General features: G+C 70.4%; 19 protein-coding genes. 3 read left to right on the top strand and 16 right to left on the bottom strand.

What is annotated here, in order from left to right; translation table 11 throughout:
- Position 1: 1 nt before the first annotated feature.
- A complete protein-coding gene (locus ABZU76_RS48600; protein WP_354884391.1) occupies positions 2 to 511 on the top strand; it encodes a cupin domain-containing protein in 510 nt (169 codons plus the stop codon).
- A 3-nt stretch (positions 512 to 514) separates the two neighbouring features.
- Here ABZU76_RS48600 and ABZU76_RS48595 read toward each other — a convergent pair whose 3' ends face one another.
- From ABZU76_RS48595 to ABZU76_RS48540, 12 genes are all read right to left on the bottom strand, one after another.
- Entirely contained in the window at positions 515 to 1,318 is an 804-nt protein-coding gene (locus ABZU76_RS48595; RefSeq protein ID WP_354884388.1) for a phosphate ABC transporter ATP-binding protein, read from the bottom strand.
- Positions 1,319 to 1,328: 10 nt separating this feature from the next.
- Entirely contained in the window at positions 1,329 to 2,216 is an 888-nt protein-coding gene (locus ABZU76_RS48590; RefSeq protein WP_354884385.1) for a class E sortase, read from the bottom strand.
- A complete protein-coding gene (locus ABZU76_RS48585) occupies positions 2,210 to 3,379 on the bottom strand; it encodes a hypothetical protein (protein ID WP_354884382.1) in 1,170 nt (389 codons plus the stop codon). Before ABZU76_RS48585 ends, ABZU76_RS48590 begins: the two co-directional genes overlap by 7 nt.
- Positions 3,380 to 3,417: 38 nt before the next feature.
- On the bottom strand, positions 3,418 to 4,149 hold the full coding sequence (locus ABZU76_RS48580; RefSeq protein ID WP_354884379.1) for a hypothetical protein: 732 nt from the start codon (positions 4,147 to 4,149) through the stop codon (positions 3,418 to 3,420).
- Positions 4,133 to 5,212, bottom strand: a complete 1,080-nt coding sequence (locus ABZU76_RS48575; protein ID WP_354884376.1) for a DUF916 domain-containing protein — start codon at positions 5,210 to 5,212, stop codon at positions 4,133 to 4,135. Before ABZU76_RS48575 ends, ABZU76_RS48580 begins: the two co-directional genes overlap by 17 nt.
- Before the next feature lie 82 nt (positions 5,213 to 5,294).
- Positions 5,295 to 6,875, bottom strand: coding sequence for an Ig-like domain-containing protein (locus tag ABZU76_RS48570; protein ID WP_354884373.1), 1,581 nt, complete (start codon positions 6,873 to 6,875; stop codon positions 5,295 to 5,297).
- A 20-nt stretch (positions 6,876 to 6,895) separates the two neighbouring features.
- Positions 6,896 to 7,882 (bottom strand): hypothetical protein, encoded by a 987-nt coding sequence (locus ABZU76_RS48565; RefSeq protein ID WP_354884370.1) that lies wholly within the window; start codon positions 7,880 to 7,882, stop codon positions 6,896 to 6,898.
- A gap of 151 nt (positions 7,883 to 8,033) precedes the next feature.
- On the bottom strand, positions 8,034 to 10,427 hold the full coding sequence (locus ABZU76_RS48560; protein WP_354884367.1) for a hypothetical protein: 2,394 nt from the start codon (positions 10,425 to 10,427) through the stop codon (positions 8,034 to 8,036).
- Positions 10,424 to 12,067, bottom strand: coding sequence for a phosphate ABC transporter substrate-binding protein PstS (pstS, locus tag ABZU76_RS48555; RefSeq protein ID WP_354884364.1), 1,644 nt, complete (start codon positions 12,065 to 12,067; stop codon positions 10,424 to 10,426). The genes ABZU76_RS48560 and pstS overlap by 4 nt, the downstream gene beginning before the upstream one ends.
- Positions 12,068 to 12,129: 62 nt before the next feature.
- Positions 12,130 to 13,329 (bottom strand): phosphate ABC transporter permease PstA, encoded by a 1,200-nt coding sequence (gene pstA / locus ABZU76_RS48550; RefSeq protein WP_354884362.1) that lies wholly within the window; start codon positions 13,327 to 13,329, stop codon positions 12,130 to 12,132.
- The gene (gene pstC / locus ABZU76_RS48545) at positions 13,326 to 14,333 is read right to left on the bottom strand and encodes a phosphate ABC transporter permease subunit PstC (RefSeq protein WP_354884359.1); all 1,008 of its coding nucleotides are present in this window, start codon (positions 14,331 to 14,333) and stop codon (positions 13,326 to 13,328) included. Before pstC ends, pstA begins: the two co-directional genes overlap by 4 nt.
- Before the next feature lie 72 nt (positions 14,334 to 14,405).
- Positions 14,406 to 14,789, bottom strand: a complete 384-nt coding sequence (locus tag ABZU76_RS48540; protein WP_354884357.1) for a hypothetical protein — start codon at positions 14,787 to 14,789, stop codon at positions 14,406 to 14,408.
- A 408-nt stretch (positions 14,790 to 15,197) separates the two neighbouring features.
- On the opposite strand from ABZU76_RS48540, the gene ABZU76_RS48535 reads away from it, so the two are divergent.
- Positions 15,198 to 15,425: a hypothetical protein gene (locus tag ABZU76_RS48535; protein ID WP_354884354.1), complete on the top strand. Its 228-nt coding sequence runs from the start codon at positions 15,198 to 15,200 to the stop codon at positions 15,423 to 15,425.
- A gap of 228 nt (positions 15,426 to 15,653) precedes the next feature.
- Positions 15,654 to 16,169, top strand: a complete 516-nt coding sequence (locus ABZU76_RS48530) for a nitroreductase family protein (RefSeq protein ID WP_354884351.1) — start codon at positions 15,654 to 15,656, stop codon at positions 16,167 to 16,169.
- Positions 16,170 to 16,503: 334 nt separating this feature from the next.
- Here ABZU76_RS48530 and ABZU76_RS48525 read toward each other — a convergent pair whose 3' ends face one another.
- The 4 genes from ABZU76_RS48525 to ABZU76_RS48510 all read right to left on the bottom strand — a co-directional run bounded on the left by ABZU76_RS48525 (position 16,504) and on the right by ABZU76_RS48510 (position 20,650).
- The gene (locus tag ABZU76_RS48525; RefSeq protein ID WP_354884403.1) at positions 16,504 to 18,087 is read right to left on the bottom strand and encodes a cytochrome c biogenesis protein CcdA; all 1,584 of its coding nucleotides are present in this window, start codon (positions 18,085 to 18,087) and stop codon (positions 16,504 to 16,506) included.
- 81 nt (positions 18,088 to 18,168) lie between these two features.
- Positions 18,169 to 19,353, bottom strand: a complete 1,185-nt coding sequence (locus ABZU76_RS48520; RefSeq protein ID WP_354884348.1) for an LLM class flavin-dependent oxidoreductase — start codon at positions 19,351 to 19,353, stop codon at positions 18,169 to 18,171.
- Between the two features lie 78 nt (positions 19,354 to 19,431).
- Positions 19,432 to 19,671 carry a hypothetical protein gene (locus ABZU76_RS48515; RefSeq protein WP_354884345.1) on the bottom strand — a complete coding sequence of 80 codons (240 nt, stop codon included), beginning with the start codon at positions 19,669 to 19,671 and terminating at the stop codon, positions 19,432 to 19,434.
- 70 nt (positions 19,672 to 19,741) lie between these two features.
- Positions 19,742 to 20,650 carry a MerR family transcriptional regulator gene (locus ABZU76_RS48510; protein ID WP_354884343.1) on the bottom strand — a complete coding sequence of 303 codons (909 nt, stop codon included), beginning with the start codon at positions 20,648 to 20,650 and terminating at the stop codon, positions 19,742 to 19,744.
- Positions 20,651 to 20,676: the final 26 nt, after the last annotated feature.

Raw genomic sequence — 20,676 nt, 5'->3', positions numbered from 1 at the left:
CATGAACAAGACGATCAAGGCAGCGCTGGTTTCCCTGCTGGCACTGGGCAGCGTCGCGGCGTGCAGTACAGGCGAAGCGGCCGACATCGCACCGGCATCGAGCACCAGCCCCCACAGCGCGAGCACCCAAAGCACCAGCCCCCACAACATCAGCCCGGACGGCCACCAGACGAAAGCCGGCGCCGTCACCCGGCTCATGACCCAGAGCCTGCCCGACATCGCCGGCAAGGAGGGCATGATCGAGATCGTCGACTTCGCGCCCGGGGAAGCCTCCCAGGTGCACCGGCACAACTGCGACCTGTTCGTCTACGTCCTCGAGGGAAGTGTTGTCACGCAAGTGAAGGGCGGCAAGCTGCAGACCGTCCCCATGGGTGGCGTGTTCTACGAGTCCCCCACCGATGTGCACGTCGTGAGTCGCAACGCGAGCGCGACGGAGCCGGCGAAGCTGGCCGTGTTCTACGTGAAGGCGAAGGGGACGCCGCCGACGGTGATCCTCAACGGTGACAACTGACGCTCAGCCGAAGCGGCCGTGGACGTAGTCGGCGGTGCGGTCGTCGTGCGGGGACTCGAAGATCGTGGTGGTCGGGCCGGCCTCCACGATGCCGCCGGGGGCGCCCTCTTCTGCGAGGAAGAAGGCGCACTGCGCGGAAACCCGTTGGGCCTGCTGCATGTTGTGGGTGACGATCACGATGGTCACCTCGCCGCTGAGGTCCTCGATCGTCTGCTCGATGCGGCGCGTCGAAGTGGGGTCCAGCGCCGAGCAGGGCTCGTCCATGAGCAGGACCTTCGGGCGGACCGCGAGGGCGCGCGCGATGCACAAGCGCTGCTGCTGCCCGCCGGACAGCGCGCCGCCGGGTTGGCGGAGGCGGTCGCGGACCTCTTTCCACAGGCCGGCCTTGATGAGGCACTCGGCGACGAGAGCGTCCTTTTCGGAGCCACGCACCTTGGTGCCCGTGAGTTTCAGGCCCGCTGTGACGTTGTCGAAGATGGACATCGCCGGGAACGGGTTGGGCTTCTGGAACACCATGCCGATGTGGCGGCGCGCGTCGGTGAGCTTCCACGACGGGTCGTAGATGTCGTCGCCCCCGAGGAGGACCTCGCCGGCGAGCGTGGCGCTCGGCACGAGCTCGTGCATGCGGTTGAGGATGCGCAGGAAGGTCGACTTCCCGCACCCCGACGGGCCGATCAGCGCGGTGACGGACCGCGCGGGCATGGTCAGCGACACGCGGTCGAGCACCTTCCGGTCGCCGAACCACGCGGACACCGCGCGCGCCTCGATCGACGTGGTCTCCTCGACCGACGGCAGCAGCATGGTCATCCTGGTCTCCTCACAACAGGTTCGGCAGCAGCGAAGCCGCCTGGTCGGCCACCGTGACGCCGAGCGCGCCGAGCAGCGGCACCCCGATCACCCACGAATGCCACTTGCCGACGCGTTGGTGGACGTACACGACTCCGGCCGCGCTCACCACGAGCAGCAACCCCCACAGCACGAGCGGCACCATCGCCGCCGGGTCGCCCGACAGCGCCTGCTCCGACTCGCTCATCGCCGACGCCGGCAGCACACCCCCGATCCCGACGGCCGGGGTGAGCAGACGCGCGTCCACGCGCAGGACGTCGGCGGGCAGGCCGGGCGGGCCGTCGGCGGTGACGAGCGTCAGCCGGCCCTGGCCCTGCGCGGGCGGGGCCGGCTGCGGGTCGCCGCTGTGGCGCACGCCCAGCACCTCGTACTCGTGCTTACCCTGCCCGGTGGTGACGCTGATCAGGTCACCGCGTTTGAGCTTGCCGATGTCGAGGAACGGCGCGCCGTACCCCGCGCGCCGGCCGAGCACCACGCTCGTGCCCGCCTGGCCCGGCAGCACCGTGTCGCGGCGGTGCCCCGGCCCGGACTTCAGGACCTCCGACGTCGACCCCTCGCCGACGACCTCGCGCACGCCGATCCGCGGCACCGTCAGCACCGCCACCGGAGTCCCCGGCTCCAGCGGGTGCCCGTCGGGGTCGTAGCCGCCTGCCGGCGCGGTCGCGTTGGCGAGCTGGTCGCGGAACGCCGCGTACGCCCGGTCCTGGTCGCGGTTGTGCGCCAGCTGCCCGATCACGGCGATCTGCACGACCAGGCACAGCATCAGCGCGCCGACGATCGACAGCGCCTGCCCGGTCACCCACACCGCCGCGGGTTTCCCCGTCGGCGGTGCGGCGGTGTCCGTCTCGATGGTCACCATGTGCGGCGGGCGTCTGCCCTGCGGCGGCGGACCACGATGAGCGCCACGGCGCCCAGCCCGATCAGCACGGCCGCGGCGAGGATCAAGAACCCGAGGTCGACGCCGGTGTAGGCCAGCGTACGGCCCGGCACGGAGGTGCCGACGTTCTCGCCCGCACCGCCGCCGGAGCCGGGAGTGCTGGTGTCCCCGGCCGGGACGGTCGCCGAAGTGTCGCTTGTGGACGTCGCCGAGCTCGACGAGGAGTCGGTGGTCTCAGTGTTGGAGACCGTACCGGAGGACGTCGTCGTGGACGTGCCGGTTGGCGTGGTGGTGCTCGTGCTCGTCGGGGTGGTCGTCGTCGTGCGCGGAGTGGTGGTGGTCGACACCGGGCTCGAGTTCGTGGTCGACGTGCGGGTCGTCGTGGTCGAGGTCGACGTCGGGGTGCCGGGGGTGGTCGTGGAGCCCGTCGTCGTGGTGCCGGTGGTGGTCGTGGTCGGTGTGGCCGACGTGGTGGTCGTCGACGAGGTCGAGGTCGGGGCGTCCGAAGAGTCCGAAGCGGACGGAGTGGGCGTGGTCGTCGTGGTGCCCGTGGACGTGGTGGTGCCCGTGGTCGTCGTGGACGTCGACGTGGTGGTTGTGGTCGAGGTCGGCTGCGAGGTGCTCACCGACGTCGGTGTGGTCGGCGTCGTCGACACGGGCGGACCGCTCGGATCGGCCGACTGGTAGTGCGTCGGGTCCGTGAAGTACATGTTCGTCGTGAACGTGCCGGTCGGCGTCTGCGAGAACGAGTCCATACAGGACACCTGAACCACGTAGGTGCCGGCGACGACCTCGGTCTGGTTGTCCGTCGCGATGTCGGTCATGCCCTTGGTGAACTGCACCGGGAACGGCTGCGTGGTCGAGAAGTCCACGTCCTGCAGGCCGAACGTCGCCACCAGCCCGGGCGCGAACCCGCCGGGCCCGAAGACGTGGGCGATGTAGGAGTCGGAGTCCGGGGTGCAACCCTGCGACGTCCGCACGACCGGCGCCGTGTCCCCGGTGCCTGTGGGCGGTTCGAGAGTGAGGGTGCCGAGGCTGCCCGGCGGGGGCAGCGCGGCCGAGGCGGTGGAGGTCACCAGGGTGACCACGACGATCGCCGCCGCGGCCGCCGAGGCGCCCGCCACGACGAGCTGACGCTTACGCATGAAAGCTTTCCTTCCGCTGTTCAGGGGACAACCGCATTTCACCGGGCACGCCGGCGCACCACCCACGCGGCGAGGGCCACCGCGGCGACCACCAAGCCCACGCCCGCCACGAGGGCGAACGCGCCGATCAGCGTCGGCGAAGATTCCGCTTTCGCGCCAACGTTTTCCGGTGCCGGAGCGCTGGTCGTCGGCCCACCGCTGCTGCCGGACCCGGGGAGCGTCACCGGGGTCGAACCCGCGCCGGGCTGGGCCGGGACGGCCGACGTCGGCGGAACCGCATGCGAAGGCGGCGGCGCCGAGGACGTGGTCTCCGGCGCCCGGTTCGGGCCCTTCGCCGCGCCGAGCGCCGCGTACTTCACCGCGCTCTCGAACTTCAGCTCCGCGGTGAACTCGCCCTTGCTCTCCTGGCTGAACGAGTCGATGCAGTACAGCGTCACGTCGTAGGTGCCCGAGAGCGTGGTTCCGTTGTCCTTGGCGTAGTCCTTGAGCGTCTGGGCCAGGAACACGTCGAAGCCGCCGGTGTGCGACATCCCGACGTCGGTGTTCGCGACGACCACCTGCCCGGCTGCGGGCATGCCCTTGCCGCGCAGGTTCGCGTAGTACGCGTCGGCGTCGGCCGGGCAGCCGGCGCTGGTGTGCATGCGGATCGAGGACGCGTCCTGGCCCTCACCGGGGGTCACGACCAGGCCGCCGATCGGCGCCGCCTGCGCGGGCGCGGCGAACAGGACCAGCCCACCCGTCACCAGGAGGAGCTCAGTGCGCAGCCGCATGTTCAGCCACCTCCTCGGCGGGCGGGGCTTCGGTCGTGCCACCGCGTCGACGCCTGCGCCGGGTGGCCACCACGGCGAGCACGCCGAGGATCAGGGCCAGGAGGATCCCGAGGAAAGCCCATGGCACGGCGCTCAGCGTGAGGGTCTCCTCCACCGGCTCCACCGGATCGGTGAACCCGGCCACGGGGTGCGGGTCGACGTGCACGGTCGCGTCCAGCCAGCCGGCGGGCAGCAGGCCGGAGACCTTCGTGGTCACCTTGAACAGCCCGCCCGGCAACAGCTCCGGGATCGGCGGCAGCGCCGCACTGTCCACAGTGGTCCCCCACGGCGTGCTCACGCCCACGCGCTGTGTGCCCGAGAGGCGGGTGTTGCCGGTGTTGCGCACGGTGTAGCTCACGGTCGCGTCACCGCGGCCGAACGGCGTCGGGTCGTAGGTGCCGGTGAGGCCGGTGATCGCGAGCCGCGGGGTGAGCTGCCCGGTCACGCGCAGGTAGATGCGCGCACCGACGCGTTGCTCGACCGAGACCCGCTGCCCGTTCGCGCCCGTCTGCTCGGTGGTCAGCGCGGCGACGATGCCTGCCGCGTGGTCACCGGGGGTCGCGTTCACGGGAATGGTCAGGCTGAAGGGAACGATCGAGACCGAGCGCGGCTTGAGGGAAACGCTGGTCTGCGCAGGTTTGGTCCAGGCCCCCGCGTCCACCGACTTCTTGCCGGCGGCGAGCAGGTCGAACCCGCCCTCCGGGGTGTTGAACGCGTCGCTCGCGTAGATCTTCAGCGTCACCGGTGTGGTGCCGACGTTGGAGACGGCGACGTAGTCCTTGACGACGGCGCCGGGCGTGGCACCGTAACCGAAACTCGGGCGGTTGTCCGGCGCCTTCGCGGTGGCGGGACGGACGCCGAACGTCACGCGCTGGTCCCCCGCGGGCGGCTGGGCGGCCGGCAGAAGAGCGCCCTGGGCAACAGGGTGCGAAGACGGGTGCACCTCGGCGGCGGGAGCGGCGGAGGCGGTGGCTGCGGGCGCGAAACCCAGCAGGAGCGCGGCGGCCAGTGCCACGAGGCGCATCGGCGTTTCCCTTCGAACGGAAGAACAACTGGGGCCGGGTCTCCGGCGGGCGGCCGGCACCGCGCCGCCGGAGACCCGGTGATCAGATGGCGGTGAGGGTGAGCACCGCGGTGTAGGTGCCGGCGACGGTCGACGTCGGCACGTTCAGCGAAAGCCCGGCGCCGAGGTGCGCCGTGCCGTTGCCACCGTTCGAAGCGGCGGTGGCGAGGGTGCGGGAGCCCGCCAGGCCGAGGCCCGCCGGAGCGGCCGTGCCCGGCTCCACAGCCGCGGCCGGGCCGACTGCCGGGCCCGCGGTGATGTTCTGCGCGGCCACCTTGTCGACGAGGACCGGGGTCCAGCCGAGGTTGGCGGCGTTGATCGCGTGCGAGGCACCGTCACCGAAGTCGGTCGCCTGGCCGGAGACGTTCCAGCCCGGGTTTCCGGCGCGGGTGTCGGTGACCGTGACCGGGTTCAGCTGGCCCGAGGTCTGCAGCATCGAGGCGTCGGGGAGCATCGCCGGCGAAGGCAGGGTCACGTTCTCGTTGTCGACGCTGATGAGCAGCTCACCCGCGTTGACGGTCGTGGTGATGTTCTCCGAGGTGGCGACGCCCGCGAAGGCGGTCACCGACAGCGGCACGCCGGCCGACTCCGAAGCCACGAACGCCGCCGGGTTGGCGGGGACGAACTCGGCGGTGAAGGTGTGGTCGCCCACGCCCAGCGTCGAAGTGGTCAGCGTCGCGGTGCCACCGGACAGCGCGACCGGGTTGCCCAGGTTCGCGCCACCGTCGGTGAACTGGATCGAGCCGGCCGCACCCGCGGGGGTGACCGACGCGTTCAGCGTCACCGTGCTGAACTGCTGAGCCGTGCCGCTCGGTGTTACCGAGAGCGCGGTCGTGGTCGGGGTCGCGACCGGGGCGTTGACCTGGTAGGTCACCGCGGCGGAGGTCGAGCCGCCGACGTTCTGCGAACCACCGGTGAAGACGGCGGTCAGCGAGTGGCTGCCGGCGGTCAGCGCCGACGTCGTGAGGGCGGCGGTGCCACCGTTCACGGCCACCGGCGAGCCCAGGTTCGCCGCGCCGTCCTTGAACTGCACGGTGCCGCCGGCCGAGGCCGGGGTGACCGTGGCGGTCAGGGTGACGGGGCTGCCCTGCGTCGCCGGCGAAGCCGGCGAGACCGCGAGCGACGTGCTGGTCGAGACCGGCGCGTCGGGGTCGGTGCTCTGGTAGTGCGTGGCGTCGGTGAAGTAGATCGCCTGGGTGAAGGTGCCCTGCACCTCCTGCGAGAACGAGTCGATGCAGCTCGCGACCAGGTCGTAGCGGCCCGGCTGGACAGTGGTGCTGTTGTCCAGCGCGATGTCCTTCATCGACAGGCCCAGCTGGACGGGGAAACCGTCCGTGTGGGACAGGCCGACGTCGGTGGTGGTCGTCGCGATGAGACCGTTCGTGAAACCGCCGGGGCCGAAGACGTACAGGTAGTACGCGTCAGCCGTGTCCGGGCAGCCCGCCGACGTGGTGGCCACGCCCGCGGTGGTGTCGACGCCCGTGGCCGGGCTCAGGGTCAGGGTGCCGAGCGTGCCCGGCGGAACGGCGGCCGAGGCCGTCGAGAGCGTGCCCATCGCCGCCAGCGCGGCGGTGACGATGACACCGCCCACGGCGACGCGGCGCAGCAGGGATCTGGTGCTCATGGAAGAGGTCCTTTTCCGGGTCAGGGCGTGACGATGCTGGTGTCGCCGCAGTTGGCGGCCTTGCCGAAGCCGTACTTCGTGATCACGTCGGTGGCGCCGCAGATCGCGGAGCCGGTGCCGGCGAAGGTGCCGGCGTACGGCGCGTTGGCCAGCTGGCCGGTCGGGACGACGTTGTAGACGTCACGCTTGAACGACGAGGCGGTGTTCAGCGACGTCGGCGAGATGCCGTTGAGCGTGGCCAGCACGGCCTTGCCCTGCACGGCCGGGACCACGCCGGTGATCTGGCTCTGGTACGCGGCGATCGAGTACGGCGCGACGTTGGCCGGGTCGGTCAGGAACGTGCCGGTGTTCTCCTCGATCGGCGCGCCCGTGGTGTCGGCGTCGTGCACGCACGGGAACGTCGTGGTGTAGTTCGCGGCGTTCGTCAGACCCAGCGAGGACAGGAAGAACGCGCGCGTGCCCGAACCGAACTTCGGCAGCAGCGGCTTGTACGTGGTGCCCACACCCGGAGCGGTGCAGTTGTAGACGCTCTTGAGCTGCGCGGTGGTCAGCTTCTTCGAGATCGAGCTGTCCGAGCGCACCGCGTAAGTCACCGCGTCGACGGCGAACGGCACGTAGGTGAGGTTCTTGCCCGCGTAGCTCGCGGAGTTGTTGCTCGAGGACCGCGCGAACTGCACGCAGTTGTCGCCGGCGTCGAGCGAGGCGACGAGGGCGTTGACACCCTCACCCGAGTTGGCCGGACGGGTCATGGTGCAGCCCGGCGTGGTCGCCGCGTCCTTCGTGGTGATGCTGGCCGAGCCCACCGCGTCGTAGGAGGCGATGATCTTGGTGCCGCCGACGGTGATCGTGTCGGAGAGGCCGTTCATCACGCCCTGCGTGGTGTCGGAACCGACACCCGCGAGCTGGCGGAAGGTGGGAGCGCCGCTCGGGTCGGCCTGGGCCACCCCGCTCAGGCCGAGGACCAGGGCCGCCGCGGCGACCGTGACCAGGGTTCTTCTCTTGCTCACTTCAGGTATCCTTTGCTCAGCAGGTATGCCCGGACTCTTCGTCCGAGCTCGCCGGCGTCAGTGCTTTTCGCAGGCGTGACGCCGGTCTTGCCGGTTGCACCCGGCTCGTCGGGTCAGGAGTTGCCGCTCCTGACACGGCGGGCCGCGGACATCACCTCCCCATCCGCTTGCTCAGGCGCGTCAGCGCCGGCCCGGAGGCGACGGCGACCGCGCCCGCCGCGAGCAGGATCACCAGCAGGTAGCGCACGAAGCCGACGGGCGAGCCCGGGGTCGGCCGCGTCTGCGCCACGTTCTGCGGGTTGGCCGTGGAAGTCGACGGTGCCTTGACCGCCGAGGATGCTCCGCCGGGAACGGACGGCGGAGGTCCGGCGCCGGTGCCGGGCGCGCCACCCGTGTCGCCCGTGCCACCGGACCCGGCGAAGGCCGGGGGCTGGACACCTCCGCCGAGCCCGCCGCCCGAGCCCTGGCCGGACGTGTCGTCGGCGGGCGGGGGCGAGGTCGGGCCGGACTCGGCCGCGATGGTGTCGGCGGCGGCCACGGTCTGCGAACGCAGCGAATCGGGCAGCGGCACGTACCCGGCGGGCAAGGTGCCCGGTTCGACGCCCGGCCGCTGGCCGTCGCCCACCGCGTACTTGAGGAACGCGGCGTAGTCGGTGCCCGCCTGTTTGTCCAAAGCGGACGGTGCGGTGGCGGCGTAGGCGAGGTTGGTGAGCGGGTAGGCGTCGGCCGCGGTGGTCGTCGGGTCGAGGTGCAGGACGTCCTTGGTGGCACCGGGTTTCGCGGCCGCGACGGCGGCGAGCATCGCCGTGTCGGTCGGCGCGACGAACGCGCCGGAGGAGTTGCGCAGCTTGGCCGTGGGCAGGCCGTAGCGTTCGGCGGTCGGCGTGTCGACCACCGCGAGCAGGCTGCGCTGGCCCTGCGGCTCGCGGTCGACGGCCTTGAGCTCGGGTGCGCCGGTCGGCGTCGAGAAGCCGGTGGGCGCCTTGCCCAGCGTGTCACCGCGGCTGATGGCGCGGCCGGCCTCGTGCATGTCGTTGGCGAGCGGGCGCAGGTCGAGTGCGCAGCTGGCGAGGTTCCCCGTGCCGGCGCAGGTCAGGTCCGAGCGCGGGAAGTTCGACACCGGCAGGTTCGTGCCGCGGAAGGACGGGTTGACCTTCATGCCGTCGGGATCGGGCACACCGTTGACGAAGTCCGACGCGTCCTTGTCGGCCTTGATCCAGTTCCACAGCATGGTGGTGGCGTCCATGTCCACTGTGGGCACCAGGGCGTCGACCGCGGACATCAGCCGTCCCGAGTCCTGGAAATCGGGGTTGAGCCTGAGGAACTCGGGATCGAGCGTGAGCGAGTCGGGGTTGCCCTTGAGGTAGTCCTGGCGCACCGGCAGCGACAGCACGTAGGACTGCGTGAGCAGTTTCGCGACGAGGCGCGGGTTCAGGTTCATCTCGGTGATCTGCTCGCCGTCGCGTTGCCACACTTCGGGCGGCACCACGCCTTCACCTGCCGACTGGCGTTCGGTGATGAACGCGATGCTGAGGCCCGACAAGGCGATCGGTGCGTAGACAAGAGGTTTCGTGACTTGGTCCTGCGGTACGGGATCGGTCATGAACGCGAGCCCGGGGTTGTCCGAGACCACGGTCTGGCGGGCGACGCCGTCGGGCACCTGGGTGAAGCCGTAGACAGTGCCGCCGCCGGCGCACAGCGTCGGCTGCCACCGCAGCACGGCTTCGGAGAGGAACTCGTCGCCCGAGGTCTGGCGCTCGGCCGAGCCGAGGGGGCACGAGTCGCCGACCGGCTGGAACTTCAACGGCACGGAGATGTGGTTCTCCCAGTTGGTCTCGCTCAACGGTGAGGAGTCCAGCTGCGGCCGGTTGTCCCCGACGCCGACCTGGGTGCCGTCGACCTCGGTGTTGCCGCGAGGCACGATCACCAGCCAGCACGCTCGTGGCGCGCCGTTCACGACGGTGCCGCAGCCGAGGCCGTCGGCCTCGAGCGCGGTCTGCACCTCGAAATCGACCTCGCCGCCGCCGTCGAGCCGGGTCTTGGCGAGCGGGACCTCGTTGGTGGTTCCCGCGGTGAAGAACTCGCCGGTCGAGGTCGTCGTGACCCCGGAGACGGACGTGAACGGCACCACGGCTTGTTTGCCCGCCTCGGGTTTGAGCGTCTCCTTCTGGTCGACCAACGTGCCGTAGCTGACCTGGCGCAGCCGCGTCCACGCGCCCGCCACCGGTGAGCCCTGCGCGGCGAGGCCACCGTACTGGCATTGCTCGCGCGTCGGGCCGGTCGGCGCGTCGCCCCAGCACTGCATGATCTGCAGGTAGTTGGTGGCGAAGTTGCCCGACGGGCCGGTCGGCTGCCCGCCGGTCCAGGTCACCCGCACCGTCTGGTTGATCAGGTCCGTGGTCTGGCTGACCGTGATCTTCAGCGCGGAGAACGCGCCGGTGCCCGGCACGGTGACCTCGGAGCCGGTCTCGGCCTGGCTGGGGGCGGCCACGAGCAGCGCGGCCAGGGCGAGCAGGGCCGCGAGCAGGAGTCTGAGGTATTTCACGACCGGTCCCTGTCCTTCGTGAGGCGCCGAGCGAGGAACGGCGGACCGATCACGAGCCCGAGCAGCAGCGCGACGGCAACGGACGTGAGCAGCGCGGCCGTGGCGTCGTCGCGCTGAGCGAGCGACACAGGCACGGAAGAGCCGCCGTCGGCGAGGTTCTGCGTGCCCACGGGCAGGCCGGTGTCGGGGTCGATCGCACCGCCGCCGGGCCCCTTGGTCGTGCCGGGCGGGCCCGGGTTCGAACTCGTGTTTCCCGGCGTGCCGGCCGTGCCGCCGGTGTTGCCCGCCGTGCCACCCGGTCCGCCGGTGGCGTTCGAACGGCCGCCCGGGCCGCCGTTGTTCGGAGTCGAGGACTTCGCCCCGCCGGTGCCGGTGGTGCACTGGACCACGCCGATCTTGTCGCACGGCGAGGGCTGCGGGGCGTTCTTGGCCAGCAGGTTCGTGCCGTCCGGCGAGAACGTCGGGTTGTTGCACTTCGTGATGTCAGTCGGCTTCTTCGTCGAGCCGGGGATCCGGGCCACCTGGTTCAGGCCGGCCTTCACGAGGTTGATCGGCAGCGGCGAGTAACCCAGCTGGTCGGCCTGTTGCTGGCCCTCGCACAGGAAGTAGTAGGCGAAGTCCGACAGCGTCCGTCCTTTTTCGACGGTGAACGGCGCCGTCGGCGTGGTCGGCAGGATCATGTAGCTGTAGCTGGACAGCGGATACGTGCGCGGGTCGGGGTTCGTGTAGACGGCCCCGAGCTCCTGCGTCAGGTCCGGTTTGATCTGGGCCGCGAGCAGCGCGACCGCGACGCTCGGCGCTTTCGGCTCGATGTAGTACCCGGCCTGGTTGAGCACCTTCGCGATGGGGAACCCGGCGTTGCGCGCGTAGGAGTACTCGACGTAGGTGATCGCGCCCTCGCTCTGGTCCTGCCGCACGAAGTTCGTGACGCCGAGCGAGCCCGACTGCCCGATCATCGGCGGCACGAGCGGGTAGTTCGAGGTGAACCCGCATGGCGTGGCACGCCCGGCCTTGCGGCAGAAGGCGTCCCACAGTGAGCCGTACTGGCGGGCCATGTAGGTGGTGAACTGCGCGCTGGTGCCCGAGCCGTCCGAGCGCACCACGGGGATGATCTTGCGGGCCGGCAGCGTCAGGCCCGGGTTGTCGGTCTTGATCTGCGGATCGGCCCAGCTGGTGATGGCGCCGGTGAAGATCCCGGTCAGGGTCTTGCCCGAGAGCCGCAGGTTCGTCACGCGGGTGTTGCCGATGTGCAGGTTGTACATGAACGCGGTGCCACCGGCGACGATCGGCATGTACGCGAAACCGCGGTTGGTCGGCGCGACGTCGGTGACGCCGGCGTCGGTCAGACCGTACGGGATCTCCGAGACACCGAAGTCGACCTGCCCCGCCTTGAACTGGTTGCGGCCGTCGGTCGAACCGGTGGCGGCGTAGCTGATCCGCATGCCGTACTGGCCGACGTTCTTGCGCCACTGATCGAGCGCGTTCGAGCTCCACGTGGACCCCGCGCCGCTGATGGGCACGTAGCCCTGCGCGAACGCGGTGCTCTGGCCGAGCAGCACCAGCGCCAGCGCCAGCGTGACCCAGCGGAAGATACGCCTTTTCCCAATCCGGCCAAAAGTAGGCCGGCTCCAACTCGGCACGTAACCTTTGCGACGACCGCATTCGGCCGTGACTGTGGTCGGATTGGGAACGATCGGCACAGTCACTGTTGCTCCCCCTGCATCCTCTGAATGAACCGTTCCCGGTCGGCGGCCGAGGCGCGTTCCCGGCGCCGGCGTCCGCCGCGGGTCAGCTCTCCGGCCGGGCGACCGCCCGCCAGCCGGGCGATCACGAACAGCACGAGCACCAGCAGCATCAGCACGGCGGCGGCGCCGAACCCGCGGGCCTTCATCGCTTCCTCCGGCGAAGTGACGAGCGAGAAAGTCTCCAGTGGCAAGGAGATCTGCGGTCCCGAGAACGGGTCGGCGTTGAGGTAGGCGGTGAACCCGGCGGTGATCAGCACCGGGGACGTTTCGCCGATGCCGCGCGCGGTGCCGAGCAGGATCGCGGTGGTCAGCCCCGAGCGCGCGGTCGGCAGCACGACGTGCCACACCGTGCGCAGCTGCCCGGCGCCCAGCGCGAGCGAAGCCTCCCGCAGCGAGCCGGGCACGAGCCGGATCACCACGTCGGAGGCCCGGATCACGATCGGCAGCATCATCACGCTGATCGCGCAACCCGCGGCAAGGCCCGACTTCTCCAGTCCCAGCGAGAGGATCAACGCGGCGTAGACGAACAGACCGGCCACGATGGACGGCAGCGCGGTCATCGCGTCGACGATCGTGCGCACCAGGCGCGAGAAGAAGCCGCGGGTCTCGTTGAGGAACACCGCGCACGTCAGTCCCAAGGGGACGGTGAGCACGAGCGAGATGGCGATCTGCTCCAGCGTGCCGACCGCCGCGTGGATGATGCCACCCTGGCTGAGCGGGTCGAGCGGGCCGGCGTTGGCCATGTCCTCGGTGAAGAAGTTCCAGTGGCTCAAGGCGTCGATGCCGCGCACCAGCGGGTAGCCGACGATCGTGATGAGCGAAAGCAACGCGAACGCGGCGAGGCTGTGGACGACCGCGGAGACCAGGCGGTCGCGGACCGTCAGCGCGTTGTCGGTCAGGGAGACCAGCAGCGCGTAGAGGCCCAGGAAGAGCACCCACGCGATCGCGAGGAACCCGATCGCGCCGCCGAACGGGGCGAGCTGGGTGAACACGATCGCGGTCAGCGCGACGGCGGCGACGAGTGCGCCCACGACGTTCACCGTGTCCGCGCGGCGGCCGGGACGGGTGACGCGCCGGCGTTCGGGCGTTTCGGGTGTGTCGTCGAACTCGGGGAGTTCGGGGATCTCCGGGGTTTCCCGAGTGTCCAGGGCGGTCATGCCTCACTCCCCTGTCCAGAGCGGCTGCGCGCGATGATCGCGGACGCGCCGAAGTTGACGACGAGCGTGAGGCCGAACAGCGCGAGCCCGGCCGCCATCAGCGCCGAGAGGCCGAACGGGCTGGCCGCGCCCCACTGCTGGGCGATGAGCGCCGACACGGAGTTCGCGCCGCTCTGCAGCACGTGCGGCTGGATCGTGAAGACGGGAGCGATGATCATGTACACCGCGATCGTCTCGCCGAGCGCGCGGCCGAGGCCGAGCATGGTGCCGCCGATCATCCCGCCGCGGCCGTAGGGCAGCACGACGCTGCGGATCATGCCCCAGCGCGTGGCGCCGAGCGCATACGCGCCTTCCCGTTCTCCGGTCGGTGCCTGGGAAAACGACTCCCGCATGACCGAGCAGGTGATCGGCATCACCATCATCCCGACGACCAGCCCGGCGAAGAAAGTGGAGCTGGCGAACACCGTCTGGCTGCTCAGTGGATCGTTCGCGTCGTAACCGTCCACTGTGAACAGCGGGAACCAGCCGAGGTGCACCGAGAGCCAGCGCGGCACGTCGAGCAGGTTCCACTGCAGGAACACGGCGCCGAAGAGGCCGTAGACCACGCTCGGGACGGCGGCCATGAGGTCCACCAGGCTGATCAGCACCCGCTTCGGCCGCGGCGGCGCGTACTCCGAGATGTACAGCGCCACTCCGCAGGCCAGCGGAAAGGCCACGCACAGCGCGGTTCCGGCGATGAGCAGCGTGCCGACGAGCACCGCGGCGATGCCGAAGTTGCCGGAGTCGGGCTGCCAGGCCTGCGTGGTGAGAAAGGACAGTCCGGCCCGGCCGAGCGCCTGGCTTCCGTTCTTCAGCAGGAAACCGCCGACCACCACCATGATCGTGAGCACCAGCAGCCCGGCACCCAGCAGTGCCAGGCGGAAGAAGCGGTCGGCGCCGCCGGATCTTCCGGTCTTCCGGCGGGTCCGCGTTTCCCCGCCGCCGTGTTCGAGCACACCGGTCATGTCCCCTCCTCTCCGAATCACGCACGCGCAGCTTTACCCGGACAGCTGTCTCAGGCCGGGCAAAAACATTAACTACGGACGAACACGCGTTCGGTTGATCTCGCGGCTGGATTCGGCCAGTTGATGAAAAGAACTACCCGAATTGATCGCGTGGAGGCGGCGGCGGTACTTGCGGCTGGACACGCCCACCGACGTTCCGTCCATGCGGAGCTGCCAGAGCCACATCCCCTGCTCGTCGCGCACGGTCAAGACTTCCGCGAGCTTGAGGCCGGCCTTGAGCGTCTGCACCGCGAAGGCACAGGAATCACCGTCAGGGAAGGAATTAACCGACTGTGCGATGCTGCGGTTGTTGGCTGAGAGAAAACGCCACATGACGGCCCACCCCGCATCGGAATGCGCTCGTCCATTCAGTCCAGCAACCGAGATGGACACCATCTCGAACCGAGGTTCGGCCATTGTTTTCCTTTATTCCAGCGGTCCCCGACCGACGCGCTCAGGCTCACCCACGTCGGTATACGCCAGCCGAACAACGGGCAGCGCGCACGTGCTCCAACCGTTCACAGGGGATTAAACGCACACTCGGGTCGAGCACCCCGCATCCGGCGATCCGGGTGGTGGCTCGATCCGGGCGCGCCGGACGGTGACGTGCGCGACGGCTACCACCCCGGCCGACCCGAGCACCAGGGCAGCGTTCACGGCAGGGACGAATCTACCCTGCCCGTTTGCCCGCAACGGTGGGCTTTCGCCGACAGGGCAACACTTCTTCCCCGCCTTCACCCTGATGTGACAAAAGCACCGGCTATACCCCGATGCCGTGTCATGATCACCACGAAGATTCGAGCGCGAGCAGGACTGGAGAGAATCGTGAAGCTCAGCAGCAAGGTCGTCGCCACGGGACTGGTCGCCGGCGCGTTGGTCCTCGGCGGGAACGCGATCGCCTCGGCCCAGACGGTGATCGCGACGTATGACAACGAGCCCGCGTGCCGCGTCGGCCTGGCGGTGTACGCGGTCGGCCACCCTGGCGCTTCGCTCGACTGCCAGAGGATCACCATCAGCGGTGGCCAGATCCGCTATTGGCTCGTGCAGAACTAGTCATACAGTTCCCGGGAAAGTGCGCCGCACACCGTGCGGCGCACTTTCCGCCGTTCGGAGCAGTTCGAGAGCCGCGACGAACCCCGCCTTGCTCAGGGCCAGCTTTCGTCCATAGTGGATCACCGGGTCTCACCGTTGACGAGGTAGCGGTGCTCGCGTCCGCCGTGGCAGCCTTGTCCCGCAAGGGTCTTTTCCGGCACCGGTCCGACCTGCGAAGAGGAGAGCACCATGGAGACCTGGGACGCCATTCGCGCCCGCCGCAACGTGCGCAGCTACACCGACGAGCCGGTGGTCGAAGAACACCTCACGCGGATCGCCGAGGCCGGCTGGCGCTCGCCCTCGGCGTCGAACCGCCAGCACTGGGACTTCGTGCTCGTGACCGACCGCGCGCAGCTGCGTGAGCTCTCCACGGTCTGGCAGGGCGCCGGGCACCTCGCCGGCGCCCAGGCCGCGATCGTGCTGGTGGTGCCCGAACCGGCCGACGACCGCACGCGCGTGCTCGACCAGTACGACCTCGGACAGGCCACCTACGCGATGATGCTCGCGGCCGCCGACCTCGGCATCGGCACCGGGCACTCCTCGATCGGCGACCAGGACCGGGCGCGCGAGATCCTCGGGGTGCCGGGCGACCACGTCGTATCGCTCATGCTGGCCATCGGCTACCCCGCCGACCGGCCGCTGCGGCCGATCAAGAACCCCACGCGCCGCCCGTTCGACGAGGTCGTGCACCGCGGCCGGTGGTGACCTTTTCGAGCACGCTCGAAAAGCTTGTCCGCCCACCTCGGCGCGCCCAGGATGGGTGCCCCGCCCCGCCCTGTGACCAGCTCGACCATGACGCCTGACCAAGTGCCGTCCGATGCCGGGGGTACGCCGCACGGTGGTGGGGACGGTGCGGCGTCGGTGAGCAGCCGCAGGCGCGCGCACCACCACGGAACTGAGCCGCCACGTCGGCGTGTCTCCCGCGTCGGCCGGCTACCACGCGTCGATCCTGCGCCCCGCGGGCCTCCTGACCAGCCACCGCGAGGGCACGATGGTGCGCCACTGCCTCACCGACCTCGGCGCGGCCTGCTGCGAAACGTCAGCCGAACGTGAACGAATACGCCTGCAATCCCGGGCTCAGCTTCAGCGTCACCGTGCCCTGCTGGGGCGTCGGGGTCTGGACGACGGCGTGGATGTCCGGGCTGCCGGACACCGGGATCGTCTTCGTGACGCCGCCGGCGGTCGCCGTGACAGTGCCCGTGCCGCCGACGTCGAGGTAGACCACTGAGGCGTCGTAGGTGAGGGTGAGGGAGGCGTCGTCGCCGGCGGTGAGGTACTCGGGGGTCGTGGTCCACTTGCCCTGGAGGTCGACGGGGACGCCGCCGGCACCGCTGCGCTCGGAGCCCAGGTAGGTTTCCGGGCTCTGCAACGGGTTCGTGGGGGTGTCGTCGGCGACGTCGGTGCGCGGCGGGAGCGTCTGGCCCGGGTTGGCGGTGGTGAGCAGCTCGCGGATGAGCGACTCGGTGCCGTCGTAGTCGCCTTCGCCGAGGGAGACGTGGCGGACATGCCCGGTGGCGTCGGCGAGGTACTCGGCGGGCCAGGACTCGTTCTTGAAGGCGTTCCAGGTGGCGTAGTCGTTGTCGATCGCCACGGGGTAGGTGATGTGCTGGCGGGCGGCGCCGTCCGCGACGTTGGCGGGGACGTGCTCGAACGCGTACTCCGGCGTGTGGACGCCGACGATCTCCAGGCCCGCGTCGTGGTAGCGCTGGTACCACGCCTCGACGTGCGGGATGGCGCGCTGGCAGTTGATGCACGAGTACGCCCAGAAGTCGTAGAGTACGACTTTCCCTTGCAGCGCGGCCGGTTTCCCGCCGGGAGTGTTCAGCCACTGGTTGATGCCGACCAGTTGCGGCGCGGTGCCGCAGTCCTGCAGCTCGTCGGACGGGTCGCACGCCTGCAGGCTGCCGCCGCCTCCCACCTTGTCCGCGCCGAGGGCCTGGTTCAGCCCCGCGGTGTAGTCGGGGATGGCGCGCTGCAGCGCGTCGGTGACGTTGAACGTGAGCGCGACGGCCAGCCCGATCACCACGATCCCCGCGGCGATGCGGACTTGGCGCTGCCGGTCGCGGAACGCCTTCACCCGCTCGGCGACGCGGTTGCCGGCCATCGCGAAGAACAGCAGCGGAATCGCCGTGCCGACGGCGAACGCGATGGTGAGCGCGACCGTCGAGGCACCGATCGTGTGCGTCGCGCCGGCCACAGTGATGGCCGCGAGCACCGGCCCCGCGCACGGCACGTAGACGGTGCCGAGCGCGAGCCCGAGCACGAACGCGCCGCGGTCGCCCGGCACGGATTTGCTGCCCAGCCGGACAAATGGGCGTTCCAGGAGGTCTTGCACGCGCGGGAACATCATCGCGACGCCGAGCACCACCAGCACCACGAGCCCCGCCCAGCGCAGCACGTCGCCGGGCAGGTGCAGCGCGGCGAGCACGAGCGTGCCGAGGAGCGTGACGAGGCTGAAGCTCAACGCCAGCCCCGCGACGATGAGGAACGGCCGGCGACGCGTCGGCTCCGTGCCGGTTTTGCGCGCGCCGCTTGCCCCGCCCGTCATGAACAACACCGGCAGAACCGGCAGAACGCAGGGCGAAATGCCGGTGATCAGCCCGCCCACCAAGCCGATCAGCACCAACGTGATCAGGGTGACCTCCTCTGTCTTCGCACAGAGTAGGCCGGGGACCGGACGCGGCGGCCGGTCCCGCGTGGACAGTCAGGGATTCGTAACACTCTTGCGCAGCCCGGCCTCTTCCAGCAGCGGCACGATCTGCGTGCCGAAGAAGTCGAGTTCGGGCTGGTAGTCGTAGAAGGTCAGCTGAACGCCGTCGATGCCCGTTTCGTGCAGGCGGCGCAGCTTGTCCGTGACCTCCTCGGGCGAGCCGACGATGTGCAGGTGCCCGCCGACCGCGCGGCCACGGGCGGAGTGCTCGAGCCACGACTGGCTGTCGCCCGCGGTGTGGCGGTCCGTGAACGCGCCGATCGCACCGAGGTCGGCGTGGTCCATGATCGCTTGGTACCGCGCGTGCGCCTCAGCACTCGTGGGCGCGGAGACGACCGTGGGGTTGATCACCACACGCACTTCGCGGCCCTGGTCCCGCGCGGCCTGCTTGACCTTTTCCACGTGCGCCGGCAACGCCTCCAGCGCGCGGTCGATGTTCTCGCCCGCCGGGCTGGAGATGAACACGAGGTCGGAGTTGCGGCCCGCGAACGCGAAGCCCGCCGGGGAACCGCTGGCGGACACCAGGATCGGGCGGCCGTACTTCGGCAGCGGCGACGCGTAGGCCTCCTGCAGCGAGTAGTGCTCGCCGTGGAACGTCAGGTTGTCCGCGCCCGCCCAGAGGTCCTTGCAGACGGCGACGAACTCGTCGGCCATCGCGTAGCGCTTGTCGTGCTCGGGCTTGAGCTGCCCGAACATCGCGGGCTCGTTTTCGGCGTACCCGGTGACGATGTTCGCACCGAAGCGCCCGCCCGAGATGTGGTCGGCGGTGGCGAGGAACTTGGCCAGGTGCAACGGGTGCCACGGCCCGTACAGCACGTGCACCGTGCCCAGCAACAGGATCGACTCCGTCGCCGACGCGAGCGCGATCGCCGAGACGAACGGGTCGAGGAAGTTCTCGCGGTAGTGCGTCTCCCCGCCGAACCCGCCCTTGGGCAGCCACTGCGACAGCCCGAACGCGATGTCGAACCCGTACTTCTCCGCCTGCTGCGCCAGCGCCCGGTTGTAGTCGAACGTCCAGTCCGTCCCGCGCGGCAACGTCGACTGCGACCACCCACCCGTCTGCAGCGGCAGGAACACCCCCAGCAGCAACGGCTGCCGCAACACCCGGCTCAGCGGGCTTTCCGGGAAATCCTGCGGCTGCGCCGGCTCCGCCAGCCGAGCCCGATCACGTTCGGACATGCACCACTCCTCGCCCTCGTCCGCCGCGAGAATAGGTTGGACGTCAGACGTCTGGCGAGCCTGTCCAAGATCTGGGACTCACCGTCGAGCGAGGGCTGCGGCGAGGTCGGGGACGGAGTCGCCGGCACGGCGCCCCCGAACGACGACCAGCGCGCGGTCGTCCCCCAGCCCTCGCGCCACCTCGCCGAACCACCGCGCGTCCCCGTCCGCGCACGCACCGGCCCGACCCACGTCGAGCAGCAGGATCGGCAACTTCCGCGCCGCCGCGGCGGCGGTCACCACGGCCCGGATTTCCTCGCTGGAAGTTGCCGCCCGCACGCGGCCAGTAGCACGAAAACCGACGCAACAGCGCGGCCTTCGGGTACACCGTCACGGGACGGCGCACCCGTCAGCCGGTCGAAGCGTTCAACGCGTCCAGCAGCCAGGTGTGCGTGACGCCCATCGGGGCCGGTTCGCCCGTGATCTGGCCCGCCAAGGTCCAGTAGGCGCGCACGCGGGGGTCGCGGTCGGGGGCCGTGCGGTGGTTGAGGGCGTGGCGGAAGGCCGGGGTGTCGGTGGTGCGCAGGGAGGCGGCGTGGGCGGCGACGAAGCGGTCGAGGGCCGGGCCCGGCGTCGGGCGGGTGCCGGACGTCACGGCGGCGAAGGCGAGCTCGCAGGCCTGGGCCACCTCGGCGTGGAGGGCGGCGAGGTCGGGGATCCGGTCGTGGTCGACCAGCGTGCTGGCGCGCAGGGCATCGACGAACGAGCGGTCCGAGGCGAGCACGACGAGTGACGCGTAGGCGACCACCTGCGAGGACGTCGGCAGCTCCGGGGGCGGCGGGGCACTGATGTCCAGGAACATGCGGGCCGACTCGGCGGGGACGGGCCCGGTGGTCATGGGACGCCAGAGGCGGACGAGAACGTCGTGGGCGGCGTACCCGTCTTCCACGGCGGACAGCAGTTCGAGGCGCGCGGGCCGGTCGAGCGGGGTCGCGTCCTCGACGGCGCGCAGGACGGACCGTCGCCAGGCCAGCGTCGCGACCTCGCGGTCCAGGGCGGCGCGTTCGGCGGCCACGGCGTCGGCCAGGGAGCGGCGGCCGGCGAGGACGTCGGTGATCAGCGGCAGCCCCAGGCCCAGGCCGCGCATCCGGCGGACGAGCGTGAGCCGCTCGACGGCGTCCTCGGCGAAGCGGCGGTGGCCGCCTGCGCTGCGGGCGGGTTCGAGCAGGCCCTCGTCGCAGTAGAAGCGGATCGTGCGGACAGGCACGCCGGTCCGTCGCGCCAGGTCGCCGATCCCCAGTGTGAGCCCGGTCACCATCGGTAGAACCTCCAGCCGGATGGAGT

It is taken from the genome of Amycolatopsis sp. NPDC005232 (genome assembly GCF_040607795.1).
In the GTDB taxonomy this organism is placed as follows: domain Bacteria; phylum Actinomycetota; class Actinomycetes; order Mycobacteriales; family Pseudonocardiaceae; genus Amycolatopsis.
This window is presented reverse-complemented; position numbering and strand designations above follow the sequence as displayed.

Bases quoted from the DNA above. Each gene is read 5' to 3' on its own strand.
- ABZU76_RS48600 (WP_354884391.1), top strand. From the start codon at position 2: ATGAACAAGACGATCAAGGCAGCGCTGGTTTCCCTGCTGGCACTGGGC.
- ABZU76_RS48595 (WP_354884388.1), bottom strand. From the start codon at position 1,318: ATGACCATGCTGCTGCCGTCGGTCGAGGAGACCACGTCGATCGAGGCG.
- ABZU76_RS48590 (WP_354884385.1), bottom strand. From the start codon at position 2,216: ATGGTGACCATCGAGACGGACACCGCCGCACCGCCGACGGGGAAACCC.
- ABZU76_RS48585 (WP_354884382.1), bottom strand. From the start codon at position 3,379: ATGCGTAAGCGTCAGCTCGTCGTGGCGGGCGCCTCGGCGGCCGCGGCG.
- ABZU76_RS48580 (WP_354884379.1), bottom strand. From the start codon at position 4,149: ATGCGGCTGCGCACTGAGCTCCTCCTGGTGACGGGTGGGCTGGTCCTG.
- ABZU76_RS48575 (WP_354884376.1), bottom strand. From the start codon at position 5,212: ATGCGCCTCGTGGCACTGGCCGCCGCGCTCCTGCTGGGTTTCGCGCCC.
- ABZU76_RS48570 (WP_354884373.1), bottom strand. From the start codon at position 6,875: ATGAGCACCAGATCCCTGCTGCGCCGCGTCGCCGTGGGCGGTGTCATC.
- pstA (WP_354884362.1), bottom strand. From the start codon at position 13,329: ATGACCGCCCTGGACACTCGGGAAACCCCGGAGATCCCCGAACTCCCC.
- pstC (WP_354884359.1), bottom strand. From the start codon at position 14,333: ATGACCGGTGTGCTCGAACACGGCGGCGGGGAAACGCGGACCCGCCGG.
- ABZU76_RS48540 (WP_354884357.1), bottom strand. From the start codon at position 14,789: ATGGCCGAACCTCGGTTCGAGATGGTGTCCATCTCGGTTGCTGGACTG.
- ABZU76_RS48530 (WP_354884351.1), top strand. From the start codon at position 15,654: ATGGAGACCTGGGACGCCATTCGCGCCCGCCGCAACGTGCGCAGCTAC.
- ABZU76_RS48520 (WP_354884348.1), bottom strand. From the start codon at position 19,353: ATGTCCGAACGTGATCGGGCTCGGCTGGCGGAGCCGGCGCAGCCGCAG.
- ABZU76_RS48510 (WP_354884343.1), bottom strand. From the start codon at position 20,650: ATGGTGACCGGGCTCACACTGGGGATCGGCGACCTGGCGCGACGGACC.